Origin of the sequence: Pseudomonas sp. EL_65y_Pfl1_R83 (assembly GCF_963970695.1) — a bacterium.
Taxonomy (GTDB): Bacteria; Pseudomonadota; Gammaproteobacteria; order Pseudomonadales; family Pseudomonadaceae; genus Aquipseudomonas; species Aquipseudomonas tritici.
In genome coordinates this window covers 243225-261022 of the sequence record NZ_CAXAQI010000005.1, presented here as the reverse complement: position 1 = coordinate 261022, position 17798 = coordinate 243225, and the positions used below count along the sequence as shown (strand labels likewise).

Below are 17798 nucleotides of genomic sequence, written 5' to 3'. Positions count from 1 at the left end.
TTGAGCCCATTCAACTTGCCGCTTGTAGCTTAAGGCTGGCCGCTGGAGGCTCCCATGTCCAAATTCCCTACAGCTGTAAACCTGCACAAAACCTCCAACACTCTCGGCCTTACCTACGGGCCCGACGAGGTGTACCAACTCCCCGCCGAACTGCTGCGCACCCACTCGCCTTCCGCAGAAGTCCAGGGTCACGGCAAACCCATCCTGCAATTCGGCAAACTCAACGTGCGTTTGGTCAAAATAGAACCGGCCGGTCAGTACGCACTGAAATTGACCTTCGACGACGGTCATGACAGCGGACTGTTCACCTGGGACTACCTCTACCAATTGGCCGTGCGCCAGGACGCGCTGTGGGCCGACTACCTTGCCGAACTCAAAGCGGCCGGCAAAACCCGCGATCCAAGTCAGTCGGTCGTGCGGCTGATGCTCTAGCCCAGGCGTCTTGCTCTTTAGAGGGCATTTTCTAATTTCATCTGCTTGAATGCCCTGTCGCGTGACCAACGATTGGTCCGCTTGCGAAAAAAATCAAACTCGGGTAACCAATGGAGCTGGCAAGTTCCCTGCATTTGACGATGCGGTATCAACGGTCACCCGAGTCGCAGTACCTGGCTTGTGTTGTGTATCGAAACTGGGTGCACAGCGGCAGTAACGGGTACTCGTCTTTCGGACAATGGAGCGTCGTAGATGAGTAACAAGAATAACGATGACTTGAAACGCCAGGCCTCGGAAAACACCCTGGGGCTGAACCCGATCATCGCGTTACGTAAAAAGGATTTACTCGCCTCGGCGAAGATGGTGCTGACCCAAGCCATCAAGCAACCGTTGCACAGCGTCAAACACGTCGCGCATTTTGGCGTGGAATTGAAGAATGTGATGTTCGGCAAATCGCAGCTGGTACCCGAAAGCGACGACCGTCGTTTCCATGACCCTGCCTGGAGCCAGAACCCGCTCTACAAACGTTATTTGCAGACCTACCTGGCGTGGCGCAAGGAACTGCACGACTGGATCGGCGACAGCAACCTGTCGGAACAGGACGTCAGCCGCGGCCACTTCGTGATCAACCTGATGACCGAAGCCATGGCCCCGACCAACAGCGCGGCCAACCCGGCGGCGGTCAAACGCTTTTTTGAAACCGGCGGCAAAAGCCTGCTTGATGGCCTTTCCCACCTGGCCAAGGACATGGTGCACAACGGCGGCATGCCGAGCCAGGTCAACATGGGCGCCTTTGAAGTGGGCAAGAGCCTGGGCACCACCGAAGGTGCCGTAGTGTTTCGCAACGACGTGCTGGAGTTGATCCAGTACAAGCCGATCACCGAACAGGTGCACGAGCGCCCGCTGTTGGTGGTGCCGCCGCAGATCAACAAATTCTATGTGTTCGACTTGAGCCCGGATAAGAGCTTGGCGCGCTTTTGCCTGCGCAATGGCCAGCAGACGTTTATCGTCAGCTGGCGCAACCCGACCAAGGCCCAGCGTGAATGGGGCCTGTCGACCTATATCGAAGCGCTCAAGGAAGCGGTCGACGTGGTCACCGCGATCACGGGCAGCAAAGACATCAACATGCTCGGCGCCTGCTCCGGTGGCATTACCTGCACCGCGCTGCTGGGCCACTACGCGGCGCTGGGCGAGAAGAAGGTCAACGCACTGACCCTGCTGGTGAGCGTGCTGGACACCACGCTGGACACCCAGGTGGCGCTGTTTGTCGACGAACAGACCCTGGAAGCGGCCAAGCGCCATTCCTATCAAGCCGGCGTGCTGGAAGGCCGCGACATGGCCAAGGTGTTCGCCTGGATGCGCCCCAACGACCTGATCTGGAACTACTGGGTCAACAACTACCTGCTCGGCAATGAGCCGCCGGTGTTCGATATCTTGTTCTGGAACAACGACACCACGCGCTTGCCGGCCGCCTTCCACGGCGACCTCATCGAACTGTTCAAAAATAATCCACTGGTCCGCGCCAACGCCCTGGAAGTGTGCGGTACGCCGATTGACCTCAAGCAGGTCACCGCCGATATCTATTCACTGGCCGGCACCAACGACCACATCACGCCGTGGCAGTCTTGCTACAAGTCGGCGCAGCTGTTTGGTGGGAAGGTTGAATTCGTGTTGTCCAGCAGCGGTCACATCCAGAGCATTCTTAATCCACCGGGCAATCCCAAGGCGCGTTACCAGACCAGTGACAGCCTCACGGCGAAACCGCTGGAATGGCAGGAGAATGCAACCAAGCACACCGATTCCTGGTGGCTGCATTGGCAGGTATGGCAGGCGGAGCGGGCGGGGAAGTTGAAGAAAGCACCGACGGCATTAGGTAATAAAACGTACGCCGCAGCCGAAGCGGCGCCGGGAACATATGTGCATGAACGATAGCTGCAAGCTACAAGCCTCAAGCTGATTGAGTTCAGCTTGTAGCTTGAAGCTCGCAACTGCCCCCCTAACCCGAAGGGTTCCCCCATGCCTCAACCGTTCATCTTCCGTACCATCGACCTGGATGGCCAGACCATCCGCACGGCGGTGCGCCCGGGCAAGCCTCACTTGACGCCTTTGCTGATCTTCAATGGCATCGGCGCCAACCTTGAGCTGGTGTTTCCGTTCGTCCAGGCGCTGGACCCGGACCTGGAAGTGATCGCCTTCGATGTGCCCGGCGTGGGCGGTTCGTCGACGCCCAACCGGCCCTACCGTTTTCCCGGCCTGGCCAAACTTACCGCGCGCATGCTCGATTACCTGGACTACGGCCAGGTCAACGCAGTGGGTGTGTCGTGGGGTGGCGCGCTAGCGCAGCAATTCGCCTACGACTACCCGGAGCGTTGTAAAAAGCTGATCCTCGCGGCCACGGCAGCGGGTGCGGTGATGGTGCCGGGCAAGCCCAAAGTGCTGTGGCTGATGGCCAGCCCACGCCGCTACATCCAACCGTCCCACGTGGTGCGCATTGCGCCGATGATTTACGGCGGCTCGTTCCGCCGCGATTCGAAACTGGCCGCCGAACACGCGAGCAAAGTGCGCTCGGCCGGCAAGCTGGGTTACTACTGGCAGCTGTTTGCCGGGCTGGGTTGGACCAGCATCCATTGGCTGCACAAAATCCGCCAACCCACCCTGGTGCTGGCCGGGGACGACGACCCACTGATCCCCCTGATCAACATGCGCATGCTCGCCTGGCGCATTCCCAATGCGCAGTTGCACGTCATCGATGATGGCCACCTATTCCTGATCACCCGGGCCGAAGCCGTGGCGCCGATCATCATGAAATTTCTCGAAGAGGAGCGCATGCGCGCGGTGATTCATCCGCGACCGGCGGTGTAAGGACCACACCGCCGCGCAACTTGCCAGGAACCGACTATGGTTCTGAATTGGCGTGCCTGTTGATGGCTTGACGAAGGAGTGTTGGCTCATGCGAGAAAGACCCGTGACGAACCCGGCGCCCACCCCTGCCGCGTTCATCAATGCGCAAAATGCGATCACCGGCCTGCGAGGCCGGGATTTACTGTCAACCCTGCGCAGCGTCGCCGCCCACGGCTTGCGCAACCCGGTGCATACCGCGCGCCACGCCGTGGCGCTGGGCGGGCAATTGGGCCGTGTATTGCTGGGCGAAACCGTGCATGCGCCCAACCCCAATGACAGCCGCTTCACCGACCCCACCTGGAAACTCAACCCCCTGTACCGGCGCAGCCTGCAAGCCTATTTGAGCTGGCAGAAGCAATCACGCCAGTGGATTGACGACAGCACCCTGAGCGACGATGACCGGGCACGGGCGCATTTTGCGTTCGCCCTGTTCAACGATGCCGTCTCGCCTTCCAACAGCCTGCTCAACCCGCTGGCCATCAAGGAACTGCTCAACTCCGGTGGCAACAGTGTGGTGCGCGGCGTGAGTAACCTGTTCGAGGACCTGCTGCACAACAATGGCCTACCACGCCAGGTGAGCAAGCACGCGTTCGAAGTGGGCAAGACGGTCGCCACTACACCCGGCTCAGTGGTGTTTCGCAATGAGCTGCTGGAGCTGATCCAGTACAAGCCCATGAGCGAAAAACAATATGCCAAGCCCCTGCTGGTGGTGCCGCCGCAAATCAACAAGTACTACATTTTCGACCTGAGCCCGGCCAACAGCTTTGTGCAATACGCCCTGAAAAACGGCCTGCAGACCTTCATGATCAGTTGGCGAAACCCGGACGTGCGGCACCGCGAATGGGGCCTTTCGACCTACGTCGCCGCCGCAGAAGAAGCGCTCAACGTGTGCCGGACGATCACCGGCGCGCGCGAGGTCAACCTGATGGGCGCCTGCGCCGGCGGCCTGACCATCGCCGCGCTGCAAGGCCACCTGCAAGCCAAGCGTCAGTTGCGGCGCGTCTCCAGCGCCAGCTACCTGGTCAGCCTGCTGGACAGCCAGATCGACAGCCCCGCCACACTCTTCGCCGACGAGCAAACCCTGGAAGCCGCCAAGCGCCGCTCTTACCAGCAAGGCGTGCTGGATGGCCGCGACATGGCCAAAGTCTTTGCCTGGATGCGCCCCAATGACCTGATCTGGAACTATTGGATCAACAACTACCTGCTGGGCAAGGAGCCGCCGGCCTTCGACATCCTGTACTGGAACAACGACAACACGCGCCTGCCCGCCGCGCTGCACGGCGACCTGCTGGACTTCTTCAAGCACAACCCACTCAGCCATCCCGGCGGCCTGGAGGTGTGCGGCACGCCTATCGATCTGCAAAAGGTCACGGTGGACAGTTTCAGTGTGGCCGGGATCAACGACCACATCACGCCGTGGGACGCGGTGTACCGCTCGACCCAACTGCTGGGCGGTGAGCGACGCTTCGTGCTCTCCAACAGCGGGCACATCCAGAGCATCCTCAACCCGCCGGGCAACCCAAAGGCCAATTACGTCGAAAACCCTAAGATGAGCAGCGACCCGCGCGCCTGGTACTACGACGCCCACCACATCGAGGGTAGCTGGTGGCCGCAATGGCTGGAGTGGATCCAGCAACGCTCAGGCGTGCAACGCGAAACCCTCACCGCCCTGGGCAACCAGAATTACCCACCGATGGAAGCAGCGCCTGGCACCTATGTTCGGGTGCGTTGAGCTCAACGATCACATTAAGAAGACTGGATGAAGACGCGCGACCGTATCCTTGAATGTGCCCTGCAGTTGTTCAACCAGAAGGGCGAGCCGAACGTGTCGACCATGGAGGTGGCCAATGAAATTGGGATCAGCCCCGGCAACCTTTACTACCACTTCCATGGCAAGGAGCCGCTGGTCCTCGGCCTGTTCGAGCGCTTTCAGAATGAGCTGGCGCCGCTGCTCAACCCACCCGCCGACGCACAGCTGGAAGCCGAGGATTACTGGCTGTTCCTGCACCTGATCGTCGAGCGTATGGCCCATTACCGGTTCCTGTTCCAGGACCTGTCGAACCTGGCCGGGCGCCTGCCAAAGCTGGCCAAAGGTATTCGCAACCTGCTCACGGCGCTCAAGCGCACCCTGGCTTCGTTGCTGGCGAGGCTGAAGGCGGCGGGGCAGTTGGTGAGTGGCACTCAAGCCTTGGGGCAACTGGTGGAGCAGATCACCATGACCTTGTTGTTTTCCCTGGATTACCAGCGGATTCTCGACCGTGAAGGCGAGGTGCGGGTGGTGGTGTACCAAATCATGATGTTGGTGGCGCCGCATCTGTTATTGCCGGCGCGACTCGCAACCGAGACGTTCGCGCTGAAATACCTGGATGACCCCATCTGAAAATGTGAGAGCTGGCTTGCCTGCGAGAGCACTTGACCCGTCAGCTCACGTGGGGCCTGACACCCCGCAATCGCAGGCAAGCCAGCTCCCACCCATAAAAAATACCCGACCTTTGCAGGCCGGGCATTTTTTGTGTCCTGGGGAAAATCAGGACTGACTGGATGGCGTCGGGGTTGCCGGCGTTGCAGTCGGGGTCACAGCAGCAGGCGTCGGTGCGGACACCGAGTTGGCTGTGGAAGCGGTTGGTGCCGGAGCAGCAGGCTTGGGTGCGGCTGGTTTTTTCGCTACTGCTGGCTTCTTCGCGGCGGCTGGTTTTGCAGCAGGTTTGGCTGCAACAGGTTTCGCGACCGGCTTCGCGGCGGCGGGCTTGGATGCTGGTTTGGCAGCAGGCTTTGCAGCTGCGGTTTTAGCCGCAGGCTTGGCGGCTGGTTTTGCTGCTGCCTTGGCTGCGGGCTTAGCAGCAGCTTTAGCGGCTACCGGTTTAGCAGCAGGCTTTGCGGCGGGCTTGGCAGCTGCCGTTTTTGCCGCAGGCTTGGCGGCTGGTTTAGCAGCAACTTTGGCTGGTGCCTTGGTCGCAGCTTTGGCAGCCGGTTTGGCGGCAGCTTTCACGGCAGGTTTGGCAGCAGCGGTTTTAGCAGCCGGCTTGGCAGCGGGTTTAGCGGCGGCAGTTTTCGCCGGAGCTACTTTGGCACCCGTCAGCTTTTCAATTTGCTTGGTCAGGGTATCGACCTTACTGTGCAGCGTCTTCAGTTCTGCTTTGCTAGGCACGCCCAGTCGCGAAATGGCACTGTTAAGGCGCTTGTCGAAAGTTTCTTCCAACTTGCCCCAAGTGTCAGAAATGCTCGATTTGGCGGAACCGGCAGTTGCCTTGGCCGCATCAACTTTTTTACCAACCGTGGTTTTGGTCAACTTCTCGGCCTTCTCGCCGTCCTTGACCAAAGTCTCGAAGTACTTGCCACCGTCACTGCTAACCTTCGAGTACACGCCTAAACCAGCAAGCCAGATCTTACGGGAATATTTTTCAACTTCCCCGACCCACGAGCTGCCTTCTTTCTGAGTAGTCTTTTTAACAGCCATCCCGATGTCTCCTTAGTGTTTACGCGCGACACGTTCTAGCAATGTCGTCAGCTCTTCGAGCTTAGCAGAGAGTGTCTCAACGTCATGTTTAGACGCAATGCCGATTCGATTCAAGGCACTTGCAACACGAGTATCAAAAGCTTTTTCAACTTTATCCAGCTGAACTTCTACCAGGCCTTTGACGGAGGAGACATTACTCTTGACTTGATCAATCTGACTGTTGGCGGCCTCAAGTTGTTCAACTGCAACTTTTTTACCTTTACTTTCAACATGTTGACCAGTTTTAACCAGCTCTTTGAAATACTCGCCGCCCTCACTTCCAACCTTGGCATAGGCACCAAGTCCTGCCAGCCAGATCTTGCGGGCGTAGGATTTAACGTCGCTCAGCGTAGTGGTCTCGACGTCGATTTTTTTCTTCAGGATAACTTTGGCCATGGTGCACCTCACGCAGAATAGGGTGGAGGAACGGCCCGCAGGAGTTGAGGGCTTGGGCACAAAGTAGGGTGAAAAATTAGAATCGGCACCCTAAGAACGAGCGGATCACGCCAGCGCCTTATCCAGCGCCTTTTCAATTTCAGACTTGATGGAGCCGCTCATGGCCGACATCAACAGGCCCAGTTCCACATCAATGCGTAAAGAATCGTCGGCCACTACTACCGTGCCTTTCACCCCTGAACGCTTGAGGTTCAAGGTGTCCCCGGACCACGACGGCTCGAGGCCATATTGCTCCTTGAGTTTTTGCGCCAACTTGTCGGCCTTTGCCCGTGCGCCTTCTTTACCCAGGGAATGTGCACGCTCAACGGTTATACGGGCCATTGCAATGACTCCTCTTTATAGCGACGTTGTAAACCTTCCATGCGGCAAAAGGTCTCTGTGATGACCTATCTTACCTGCAGCCTTGCCAAGACAAAGCAGGCCTTGGGGATTATCATGTGCCGCATTCTCTTTTGGTGACAGCGATATGACTGATCAGCGCAAAGGCAGCGATGCCGAACCCACCACTCACTTCGGCTTCAAGAACGTCCCGGAAAGCCAAAAAGCGGAAAAAGTCGCTGAGGTGTTCCACTCTGTAGCCGCCAAGTACGACCTGATGAACGACGTGCTGTCGGGCGGTATGCACCGCCTGTGGAAGCGCTTCACCATCGAGCTGTCGGGTGTACGCACCGGCAACCGCGTGTTGGATATCGCCGGCGGCACGGGCGACCTGGCAGCGAAGTTCTCCAAGCTCGTTGGCCCGACCGGCCAGGTGGTGTTGGCGGACATCAACGGGTCGATGCTCAAGGTCGGTCGCGACCGCCTGCTCGACAAAGGCGTGGCCGGCAATATCGAATTCGTCCAGGCCGACGCTGAAAAGCTGCCGTTCCCCGACAACCATTTCGACTGCGTGACCATCGCTTTCGGCCTGCGCAACGTGACCCACAAGGAAGACGCGATCCGCTCGATGCTGCGCGTGCTCAAGCCGGGCGGCCGCCTGTTGGTGCTGGAATTCTCCAAGCCGACCAACGCGCTGATGTCCAAGGTCTACGACACCTACTCGTTCGCCTTCATGCCGTTGATGGGCAAGCTGATCACCAATGACGCCGAGAGCTACCGCTACCTGGCCGAATCGATCCGCATGCACCCTGACCAGGAAACCCTCAAGTCGATGATGGTAGAGGCCGGTTTCGACCGCGTGACTTACCACAACATGACCTCGGGCGTCGTCGCGCTGCACCGCGGCATCAAGCCCTGATGTTGTTCGCCGGACTTCTCGCCAGCGTCGAACACGGCCTCAATCGTGTACTGCGCCTGGACAGCACCGCCCTGGCGCGGCTTGCGCACCTCAACGGCAAAGTCATTGCCGTCGATTGCCGCAGCCCCGCCTTGCAGCTGTTTATCCTGCCCAGCGATGAAGGCCTGATGCTTGCGAGCCAGTGGGCCGCCGAGGCCGATTGCACCTTGCGTGCGCCGGCATCGAGCCTGTTGCACCTGGCCCTGAGTCGCAACAAGACCGCCATCCTGCACAGTGCCGAAGTGGAGCTGGAAGGCGACAGCGCGGCGCTGATGGACCTCGCCGCCGTGTTGCAAGACCTGGAACTGGACTGGGAATACGAGCTGTCCCGCTGGATCGGCCCCGTGGCTACCCAGTTGATCAGCGGACACCTGCGCAGCAGGTCGCGTTGGTACCAGCAAGGGTTCGCCAGCCTCAACCAGAACCTTGCCGAATACCTGAGCGAAGAATCGCGCACCCTGGTCGGAGAACGGGAAGCGCAAGCGCGCTTTCGTGAACTAGACAAGGCCAAAATCGACCTGGAACGCCTTGAGGCACGCTTCGAGCGCCTGAGCCGTTCCCTTGATCCAAGCGATAACGCATGAAGCTGCTTGCCGTCCGCCGTTTGTTTCGTATCCAGCGCGTCGTAATCCGCTACCGCCTTGATGACCTGCTGTTCGCCCTGCCCCTGCCGTGGTTCCTGCTTGCCGTGCGCTATGTGCTGCCATGGCGTTGGTTCCCGCGTAAACAGCTGGAGCTGAGCAGGGGCGCACGCCTGCGCCTGGCCTTGCAGGACCTGGGGCCGATCTTTATCAAGTTCGGGCAGATCCTCTCGACCCGTCGCGATTTGTTGCCGGAAGACATCGCCGACGAGCTGATGCTGCTGCAGGACCGCGTGCCACCCTTCGATTCCCAGCAATCGATGAAGCTGATCGAAGAGCAGCTTGGCAAGAAGATCAGCGAAGTCTTCAGCCGCTTCGACGTCGAGCCACTGGCCTCGGCCTCGGTCGCGCAAGTGCACGCAGCGCGGCTCAAGACCGGCGAAGAAGTGGTGGTGAAGGTGATCCGTCCAGGCCTCAAGCCAATCATCGGACAGGACCTGGCGTGGTTGTTCATCCTCGCCCGCGCCGCCGAGCGCTTCAGCGCCGATGCGCGCCTGTTGCACCCAGTGGACGTGGTCGCCGACTACGAAAAAACCATCTACGACGAACTCGACCTGCTGCGCGAAGCGGCCAACGCCAGCCAGCTCAAGCGCAACTTCGAAGGCTCGCCGTTGCTGTACGTGCCGCAAGTGTATTGGGACTGGTGCCGACCCAAAGTGCTGGTGATGGAGCGCATCTACGGCGTGCAGGTCACCGACCTTGCGACCCTGGCCGACCAGCGTACCGACATGAAGATGCTCGCCGAGCGTGGTGTGGAGATTTTCTTCACCCAGGTGTTCCGTGACAGTTTCTTCCACGCCGACATGCACCCGGGCAACATCTTCGTCAGCACCGTCAACCCGTGGAGCCCGCAATACATTGCGATCGACTGCGGTATCGTCGGCAGCCTGACCCCGGAGGACCAGGACTACCTGGCGCGTAACCTGTTTGCCTTCTTCAAGCGTGACTATCGCCGCGTGGCGCAGTTGCACATCGACTCGGGCTGGGTACCGGCAGAAACCAAACTCAACGAATTCGAAGCGGCGATCCGCACCGTGTGCGAGCCGATCTTTGAAAAACCGTTAAAAGATATTTCATTCGGCCAGGTGCTGATGCGCCTGTTCCAGACCGCGCGGCGCTTCAATATGGAAGTGCAGCCGCAGCTGGTGCTGTTGCAAAAGACCCTGCTGAACATCGAAGGCCTGGGCCGTCAGCTGTACCCGGACCTCGACCTGTGGAACACCGCCCAACCGTTCCTGGAGCGCTGGATGCGCGAGCGGATGAGCCCGAAGACCATGCTGGGCAACCTGCACAGTCAGATGGAACAACTGCCGCATCTGGCCAACATGACCCGCGACTTGTTGGAGCGCATGTCCCAGCCCCACGCCAAGGACCCGGCGCCGCTGTGGCAGAAACGCAAGGACGACTGGTTCCTGCGCCTGCTGGGTGCAGCCCATCTGGTCGGCGGCGTAATGCTGGCGATTGGGGGCCCGCTGAACCCTCTGGGGCACTGGCCGGCTGGCATCATGGTCGCCGTGGGTGTTTATCTGATCGTGCGTCGATAGCCAATCCGGTTATACACTGTCGCAAATTGCCGGAGCCGAACATGAAAGACTGGCTGGACGAGATCAAGTGGGACAGTGACGGCCTGGTGCCGGCCATTGCCCAGGACTACAAGACCGGGCGCGTGCTGATGATGGCCTGGATGAACCGCGAGGCCCTGAGCCTCACTGCCGCTGAGCAGCGCGCCATCTACTGGTCACGCTCGCGTGGCAAACTGTGGCGCAAGGGCGAAGAGTCCGGGCACGTGCAAACCTTGCACGAGCTACGCCTGGACTGCGACGCCGACGTGGTGATCCTCAAGGTCGAGCAGATCGGCGGCATCGCTTGCCATACCGGCCGTCACAGCTGCTTCTATCGCGTGTTCGAGAATGGCGAATGGAAGATCGTCGAGCCGGTACTCAAAGACCCGCACGCCATCTACCCGGCAGGACACTAGACATGAGCGATACCCTGAACCGTGTGGCCCAGGTGCTGGAGGACCGCAAAGGTGCGGATGCCGACAGCTCCTATGTCGCCAGCCTGTATCACAAGGGCCTGAACAAGATTCTGGAAAAACTCGGCGAAGAATCCGTCGAGACCATCATCGCGGCCAAAGACGCGCAAATCAGCGGCGACTGCAGCGATGTGATCTACGAAACCGCCGACCTTTGGTTCCACAGCCTGGTCATGCTCGCCCAACTGGGGCAGCATCCGCAGGCTGTACTGGATGAACTGGACCGTCGCTTTGGCTTGTCCGGGCATGCCGAAAAGGCTTCGCGTCCGTCCACTTGAATAACGTTGACTGAGGATTTGCAGCATGGGCATTTTTGACTGGAAACACTGGATCGTCATTCTGGTGGTCGTGGTACTGGTGTTCGGCACCAAGAAACTCAAAAACCTCGGTACCGACGTGGGCGAGTCGATCAAGGGCTTTCGCAAAGCCATGAACGATGATGAAAAACCGGCCGACCCGGTCGCCAATCCGGTACCGCCGGCCCAGCCTGTGCACCCGCAGGCCGCCCAGCCGATCACCGAGCGTCGTACCTTCGACGTGCAGGCTGAGAAAGTCGAAGAGCCGACCCGCAAAGACTCGTGAGCACTGACTAATGTTTGGTATCAGCTTCTCTGAACTGCTGCTCGTCGGCCTCGTGGCCTTGCTGGTATTGGGGCCGGAACGCCTGCCCGGTGCAGCGCGCACGGCCGGCCTGTGGATCGGGCGCCTGAAACGCAGTTTCAACGCCATCAAACAGGAAGTTGAACGGGAAATCGGCGCCGACGAGATTCGTCGGCAACTGCACAACGAGCACATTCTGTCGTTGGAACAGGAAACGCGAAAGATTCTGTCGCCCGTGCAGGAGCCCGCCAAACCGGCGCAGCCTGTGGCCGAACACAGCATCGCGCCCGTCGCTGAAACCGCCCCCGTGGCACCGACCGCGCCAACCGAGCCTGCGCCGACGCCCATTGCGTCGCCCGCGCCCCATGACCCTACATTGCCGCCGCGAGCCCCATGAGCGCTGATAAACCGGAAAACGACCAGCATATGCCGCTGGTCTCGCACCTCACTGAGCTGCGTACCCGCCTGCTGCGTTGCGTAGCGGCCATCTTCATCATTTTTGCCGGGTTGTTCGCCTTTACCCAGCAGATCTACACCTTTGTTTCGACGCCACTGCGCCAGTACCTGCCGGCCGGCGCGACGATGATCGCCACCGATGTTTCGTCGCCGTTCCTCACGCCGTTGAAGCTGACCATGATGGTTTCGCTGTTCCTGGCGATCCCGGTGATCCTGCACCAGATCTGGGGCTTTATCGCGCCGGGCCTGTACAAGCATGAGAAGCGCATCGCGGTGCCGTTGCTGGTGTCGAGCATCCTGCTGTTCTACACCGGCATGGCGTTCGCGTACTTCCTGGTGTTCCCGTTGATCTTCAAGTTCTTCGCCGCAGCCACTCCGGCCGGCGTGGAGATGATGACCGACATCACCAGCTACCTCGACTTCGTGATGACGTTGTTCTTCGCCTTTGGCGTGGCCTTCGAAATCCCGGTGGCCGTGGTGCTGCTGGTGTGGATCGGCGTGGTCAACGTGTCGTACCTGAAAAAGATCCGCCCCTACGTGATCATCGGCTGCTTCGTGGTCGGCATGATCCTCACGCCGCCGGATATCTTCTCCCAGACGCTGCTGGCCGTGCCGATGTGGATGCTGTTCGAAATTGGCATCCTGTTCAGTGCCTTGATCAGCAAGCGCGGCGAACACCGGGATGATCAACCCGCCGACGACGACCAGCCGCCAGCGACCCAGCCGTGAACCTGCTGCTGCTGGAAGAGGCCGATTTTATTACGGCCGAGCGAGTGGTGCTGCGCGATCGGCGCCTGGTGCATATGCAGGAAGTCCACCGCGCCGCCGTCGGCGACAGCCTGCGCGTCGGCCGTATCGGCGGGCTGATGGGCAATGCGCAGTTGCTGCGCCTGGACGCCGGTGAAGCCGAGCTGCAAGTGAGCGTCGACCAGCCGCCACCGGCCAAACTGCCGCTGACCCTGCTGCTGGCCCTGCCGCGCCCGAAAATGCTGCGCCGGGTGCTGCAGGCCGTGGCCGCCATGGGCGTGCCCAAGGTAGTGCTGCTGAACAGCTACCGGGTCGAAAAGAGCTTCTGGCAAACCCCATTCCTGGAGCCCGAGGCGATTCGCGAGCAACTGATCCTAGGCCTGGAGCAGGCGCGGGATACGGTGCTGCCCGAGATCGTTATCGAAAAGCGCTTCAAACCGTTCGTCGAAGACCGCCTGCCGGCCATGACTGAAGGCACCCTGGGCCTGATCGGTCACCCCGGCGATTACCCGGCCTGCCCGCGTGGGCTGGATGAGCCGGTGACCCTGGCGATTGGTCCGGAAGGCGGCTGGATCCCCTACGAAGTGGACTTGCTGGCCAAGGCCGGCATGCAGCCCGTGCAGCTCGGGGCGCGCATCCTGCGCGTCGAAACCGCCGTCACCGCCCTCCTCGCCCGACTTTTCTAACTACTCGGTCCAACAGACGCTCCCACATTGGAGCTGTGTCGCTACAGAATCCTGCGTGCGTGCCGATAGCCTTCGAATAAGTCCAAACCTTGTTCCAGGGGAGTTTGCAGCATGCATCGATGGTTAGCCGAAAAGCTGGGGAATGTCAGTGTCAAAACCAAGCTGGGCGTGGGCTTCGGGCTGGTATTGCTGCTGACGCTGATGATCACGTTCACCGGCTGGACCGGGCTCTCCAGCGTGATCAGTCGCGGCGACAAACTGGGGTATATCGCCAGCCTCAACGACCTGAGCAAGGACTTGCGCTTAGCGCGCCTGGACTTTGAAATGCGCCGTGGCGAGCAGGGTCCGACGACGGTCAATGGTTTTCTCGGCCAACTGGATAGCGGCCTGAAAACCGCACGTGCACTCATTGAGCAGCCCGCTGACATTGCCTTGATCGATGATCAACTCGCGGCGGTCGACCAGTACAAGCGCGCATTCGAGGCCATGGTGCAGGCCGGCGCCAACCGGGAAAACGCCCGCAGCAAACTGGGCGACACGGCCGACAACGCAGTGGCCAACGTGAGTGAGATCGAAAAAGCCCTGCTGCAAGGCGACAACGTGAGCCAGTTCAACAGCGTTGTCGATTTGAGCAAGCTGATCCAGCAAGCCCGCTTCCAGGTGCGTGGCTACACCTATAGCGGCAAGGTCGAGGCCGAGCAACCAGCGCTGGACGCCATCGACAACGCCTTGAAGAAAATCACCGCCCTCGATAGCCAGCTACCCGAGCAATATACAAAAAACCTGCAACAGGCCGGCGTTTCGCTGCAAGCCTACCGTGCAGCGGTGAGCCAATACCGTGACTCTCAAGTCTCCAGCGCCGGGGCCTTGAAAATCATGGTCAGCCAGGGCTCCCTAATGCTGGACCGCAGCAACAAACTGACCGCCTCGCAAACGGTTGTGCGCGATACGGACGCCGCACGCGCCAAACAATTGTTGCTGTTGGCCGCGACACTCGCGCTGATCTTTGGCCTGGCCGCCGCGTGGGCCATCACCCGTCAGATCATCCTCCCGCTGAACGAGACCCTCCAGGTGGCCGAGCGCGTGGCCTTGGGTGACCTGAGCCACAACCTGAACTCCCTGCGCCAGGACGAACTGGGCCAACTGCAACGCGCCATGCAAAGCATGACCGTCGGCCTGCGTGAGCTGATTGGCGGGATCAGCGACGGCGTCACCCAGATCGCCAGCGCCGCCGAGCAACTGTCTGCCGTTACCGAGCAGACCAGCGCCGGGGTCAACAGCCAGAAAATCGAGACCGACCAGGTCGCCACTGCCATGAACGAAATGGCCGCCACCGTGCAGGAAGTCGCACGCAACGCCGAGGAAGCGTCCGAAGCCGCCGTAGCCGCAGACCAGCAAGCCCGTGAGGGCGATAAAGTGGTCGGTGAAGCCATCGCTCAGATCGAACGCCTGGCCACCGAAGTCGGCAACTCCACCGCTGCCATGGGCGACTTGAAGCGCGAAAGCGACAAGATCGGCAGCGTGCTCGACGTGATCAAGTCCGTGGCCCAGCAAACCAACCTGCTGGCCCTCAACGCCGCGATTGAAGCCGCGCGTGCCGGTGAAGCCGGGCGCGGCTTTGCGGTGGTGGCCGATGAAGTGCGCAGCCTGGCCCAACGTACGCAGAAGTCCACCGAAGAGATCGAAGAGCTGATTGTCGGCCTGCAAAACGGCACCCAACAGGTGGCGACCATCATGGATAACAGCCGTGGCCTGACCGACAGCAGCGTTGAACTGACCCGCCGTGCCGGCAGCGCCTTGGCGAACATCACCCGCACGGTCTCGACCATCCAGGCAATGAACTCGCAGATCGCCACCGCCGCCGAGCAACAAAGCGCCGTGGCTGAAGAGATCAATCGCAGCGTACTGAACGTGCGCGATGTGTCGGAACAAACCTCCTCGGCCAGTGAAGAAACCGCCGCGTCCAGTGCTGAACTGGCACGTCTGGGCATCTACTTGCAGACGCTGGTCGGACGTTTCCGTATCTGATCGGTCCTACGCGGCGGCCAGTCGAGGCCGCCGCAACTTGTGAAACTTCCTACGTAGTTATCAGCCCGCCATCACCCCGAATCGATTTAGCGTTGGTCTAGGCGCTTTTTCAGATTTGGAGGTTCACCATGTTTCCTCGGCTGACCCGCTTGCTGGTCAACGCCAGCGTCCGTATCAAACTCGCCCTGGGCTTTGGCCAGGTGCTGGTCCTCAGCCTCGTCATCGCCGTGACCGGCTGGCAGGCCCTGAATGACGTACTTCTACGCTCAAGCAACTTGTCGACACTGTGCCAACTGGCGGCTGTCGCGGAGGCGATGCGCGCCGACCGTATCGTTTACCGCACCCTCACTGACACCGCCAGCCTGGGCAAGATGGCGCAACAGATTGAAACCATCGACCAGCATCTGCGCGACCTTGCAAACCACCTTGAGGACCCGGCGGAACTGCGGCGCATCCAGGAAGCGGAACGCCTGGTGGCCAGTTTCAAAGCCACGCTCGTAGAACTGCCGCCCTTGATCGAACGGCGCGACAATACTCGCCCCCCGCTCCACGCGATAGCGCTGCAGGCCAGCGACACCCTCGCGCAACTGGCCAGCGAACTGCCTGACCAGCAAGACCAGCAAGCACTGGATGCGATTGAAAACCTGCGCCAAGTCATGGAGCAGGCCGAGGATCGCGCCCAGAGTCCCGCCTGGGCGGCCGAAACGTTGCAAGCCTACGCCGACGACGTCAGCAACACCCTCGACGCGCTGGACGTTGCTCAGGCCGCCGTGACTCGCCTGCCTGTCGATTCGGCCCTGCTCAAAACAGACCTGGCGAACTACCGTGCGCAGCTCCTCACGCTCAAGGAAGCCCAGCTCACCACTGAGACCGTACAGAACCGCTTTGAACAACAACTCAACCAGTTACTGGAACACAATGAACTGCTGAGCCAAAGCCAGACCATCCAGCGCGACAGTGAGGCTGACCATACCCGCACCCTGCTCTCGGGTGTCACGGTGGCCGCCTTGTTGCTGGGTTCATTTGCCGCCTGGTGGATCGCCCGGCAGATTGCCGTGCCGCTGCGAGAAATCCTCACTGCCGCCCACCGTGTCGCCGACGGCGACTTGAGCCACGACATCCAGGTGGAACGTCGCGACGAACTGGGCCAGTTGCAGCAAAGCATCGGGCAAATGACCCGCAACCTGCGCAGCCTGATCAGCAGCATTGGCAACAGCGCCCAGCAGATCGCCAGCGCCGCCACGCAGCTCTCAGCCGTCACCGAGCAGACCCGCGCCGGGATCAATGATCAGAAAGACGAAACAGACCAGATGGCCACAGCGATGAATGAAATGCTCGCCACCGCCCAAGAAGTCGCACGACATGCCGAACAAGCATCGGCGGCGGCCAATGAGGCCGATCAACAAGCCAGCACCGGGGACAAGGTCGTCGGGCTGGCGGTGGAGCAGATAGGCCATCTGGCCCATGAAATGGAGCGCTCCAGCCAGGCGATGATTGCATTGCAACGCGAAAGCCAAAAAATCGGAGGTGTGCTGGACGTCATCAAATCAGTGTCTCAACAAACCAACCTGCTGGCCCTGAACGCGGCCATTGAAGCGGCGCGTGCGGGCACGGCAGGCGAAGGGTTTGCCGTGGTCGCCGATGAAGTCCGCAGCCTGGCCTTGCGCACGCAGGCATCCGCTGAAGAAATCGAAGGACTGATCTGCGGCCTGCACACCGGCACCCAACAGGTGGCAGACATTATGGACGGCAGCCGCGCGCTGACCGACAACAGTGTCGACCGGAGCCGCGACGCAGGCGATGCATTGGCAGCCATTATCCGGACAGTCTCGATCATCCAGGAAATGAACCCGCAGATTGCCGCTGCCGCCGAGCAACAAAGTGCCGTGGCCGAGGAAATAAATCGCAGCGTGATGAAAGTGCGTGACGTGTCGGAGCAAACAGCGGCCGCCAGCGAGGAGACGGCGGCGGCCAGTGTTCAGTTGACGCGGCTGAGCCTGGATCTGCAGACACTGGTCGACACGTTCCGGCTCTGACCTGTGGC

Annotated in this window: 19 protein-coding genes and 1 pseudogene; 17 read left to right on the top strand and 3 right to left on the bottom strand. The window is 60.4% G+C overall.

What is annotated here, in order from left to right:
- Window positions 1–54 precede the first annotated feature (54 nt).
- From AACY08_RS09600 to AACY08_RS09580, 5 genes are all read left to right on the top strand, one after another.
- Window positions 55–432, top strand: a complete 378-nt coding sequence (locus AACY08_RS09600) for a DUF971 domain-containing protein (protein ID WP_314561598.1) — start codon at window positions 55–57, stop codon at window positions 430–432.
- Window positions 433–684: 252 nt separating this feature from the next.
- A complete protein-coding gene (gene phaC, locus AACY08_RS09595; protein ID WP_339469205.1) occupies window positions 685–2364 on the top strand; it encodes a class II poly(R)-hydroxyalkanoic acid synthase in 1680 nt (559 codons plus the stop codon).
- A gap of 84 nt (window positions 2365–2448) precedes the next feature.
- On the top strand, window positions 2449–3294 hold the full coding sequence (gene phaZ / locus AACY08_RS09590) for a poly(3-hydroxyalkanoate) depolymerase (RefSeq protein ID WP_339469204.1): 846 nt from the start codon (window positions 2449–2451) through the stop codon (window positions 3292–3294).
- An 88-nt stretch (window positions 3295–3382) separates the two neighbouring features.
- Complete coding sequence (gene phaC / locus AACY08_RS09585) at window positions 3383–5065, top strand: class II poly(R)-hydroxyalkanoic acid synthase (RefSeq protein ID WP_339469203.1); 1683 nt, start codon at window positions 3383–3385, stop codon at window positions 5063–5065.
- Between the two features lie 27 nt (window positions 5066–5092).
- Window positions 5093–5713, top strand: a complete 621-nt coding sequence (locus AACY08_RS09580; protein ID WP_339469202.1) for a TetR/AcrR family transcriptional regulator — start codon at window positions 5093–5095, stop codon at window positions 5711–5713.
- A gap of 147 nt (window positions 5714–5860) precedes the next feature.
- On the opposite strand, the gene AACY08_RS09575 is transcribed toward AACY08_RS09580, so the two are convergent.
- The 3 genes from AACY08_RS09575 to AACY08_RS09565 all read right to left on the bottom strand — a co-directional run bounded on the left by AACY08_RS09575 (window position 5861) and on the right by AACY08_RS09565 (window position 7606).
- The gene (locus tag AACY08_RS09575; protein WP_339469201.1) at window positions 5861–6790 is read right to left on the bottom strand and encodes a phasin family protein; all 930 of its coding nucleotides are present in this window, start codon (window positions 6788–6790) and stop codon (window positions 5861–5863) included.
- Window positions 6791–6802: 12 nt separating this feature from the next.
- The gene (locus AACY08_RS09570; RefSeq protein ID WP_065875741.1) at window positions 6803–7225 is read right to left on the bottom strand and encodes a phasin family protein; all 423 of its coding nucleotides are present in this window, start codon (window positions 7223–7225) and stop codon (window positions 6803–6805) included.
- A 105-nt stretch (window positions 7226–7330) separates the two neighbouring features.
- Window positions 7331–7606, bottom strand: a complete 276-nt coding sequence (locus AACY08_RS09565; RefSeq protein ID WP_339415538.1) for a polyhydroxyalkanoic acid system family protein — start codon at window positions 7604–7606, stop codon at window positions 7331–7333.
- A 145-nt stretch (window positions 7607–7751) separates the two neighbouring features.
- Here AACY08_RS09565 and ubiE point away from each other — a divergent pair, with 145 nt between their 5' ends.
- From ubiE to AACY08_RS09510, 12 genes and pseudogenes are all read left to right on the top strand, one after another.
- Entirely contained in the window at window positions 7752–8522 is a 771-nt protein-coding gene (gene ubiE, locus AACY08_RS09560; protein ID WP_339415537.1) for a bifunctional demethylmenaquinone methyltransferase/2-methoxy-6-polyprenyl-1,4-benzoquinol methylase UbiE, read from the top strand.
- The gene (locus AACY08_RS09555) at window positions 8522–9145 is read left to right on the top strand and encodes a ubiquinone biosynthesis accessory factor UbiJ (RefSeq protein ID WP_065875742.1); all 624 of its coding nucleotides are present in this window, start codon (window positions 8522–8524) and stop codon (window positions 9143–9145) included. Before ubiE ends, AACY08_RS09555 begins: the two co-directional genes overlap by 1 nt.
- Window positions 9142–10746 carry a ubiquinone biosynthesis regulatory protein kinase UbiB gene (gene ubiB, locus AACY08_RS09550; RefSeq protein ID WP_339469200.1) on the top strand — a complete coding sequence of 535 codons (1605 nt, stop codon included), beginning with the start codon at window positions 9142–9144 and terminating at the stop codon, window positions 10744–10746. Before AACY08_RS09555 ends, ubiB begins: the two co-directional genes overlap by 4 nt.
- A gap of 41 nt (window positions 10747–10787) precedes the next feature.
- Window positions 10788–11180, top strand: coding sequence for a phosphoribosyl-AMP cyclohydrolase (hisI, locus tag AACY08_RS09545; RefSeq protein WP_032893977.1), 393 nt, complete (start codon window positions 10788–10790; stop codon window positions 11178–11180).
- A gap of 2 nt (window positions 11181–11182) precedes the next feature.
- Complete coding sequence (locus AACY08_RS09540) at window positions 11183–11515, top strand: phosphoribosyl-ATP diphosphatase (protein ID WP_049710425.1); 333 nt, start codon at window positions 11183–11185, stop codon at window positions 11513–11515.
- A 25-nt stretch (window positions 11516–11540) separates the two neighbouring features.
- The gene (locus AACY08_RS09535) at window positions 11541–11819 is read left to right on the top strand and encodes a twin-arginine translocase TatA/TatE family subunit (protein ID WP_105695034.1); all 279 of its coding nucleotides are present in this window, start codon (window positions 11541–11543) and stop codon (window positions 11817–11819) included.
- A 10-nt stretch (window positions 11820–11829) separates the two neighbouring features.
- Window positions 11830–12234, top strand: coding sequence for a Sec-independent protein translocase protein TatB (gene tatB / locus AACY08_RS09530; protein ID WP_339469199.1), 405 nt, complete (start codon window positions 11830–11832; stop codon window positions 12232–12234).
- Window positions 12231–13022 carry a twin-arginine translocase subunit TatC gene (tatC, locus tag AACY08_RS09525; RefSeq protein ID WP_339415533.1) on the top strand — a complete coding sequence of 264 codons (792 nt, stop codon included), beginning with the start codon at window positions 12231–12233 and terminating at the stop codon, window positions 13020–13022. Before tatB ends, tatC begins: the two co-directional genes overlap by 4 nt.
- Window positions 13019–13726, top strand: a complete 708-nt coding sequence (locus tag AACY08_RS09520; RefSeq protein ID WP_339469198.1) for a 16S rRNA (uracil(1498)-N(3))-methyltransferase — start codon at window positions 13019–13021, stop codon at window positions 13724–13726. Before tatC ends, AACY08_RS09520 begins: the two co-directional genes overlap by 4 nt.
- 111 nt (window positions 13727–13837) lie before the next feature.
- Window positions 13838–14896 (top strand): annotated as a pseudogene (locus AACY08_RS30430) (methyl-accepting chemotaxis protein); the annotation flags it as partial.
- Complete coding sequence (locus AACY08_RS30425) at window positions 14882–15754, top strand: methyl-accepting chemotaxis protein (protein WP_406958484.1); 873 nt, start codon at window positions 14882–14884, stop codon at window positions 15752–15754. The pseudogene AACY08_RS30430 and the gene AACY08_RS30425, both read left to right, overlap by 15 nt.
- A 128-nt stretch (window positions 15755–15882) precedes the next feature.
- On the top strand, window positions 15883–17790 hold the full coding sequence (locus AACY08_RS09510) for a methyl-accepting chemotaxis protein (RefSeq protein ID WP_339469196.1): 1908 nt from the start codon (window positions 15883–15885) through the stop codon (window positions 17788–17790).
- Window positions 17791–17798: the final 8 nt, after the last annotated feature.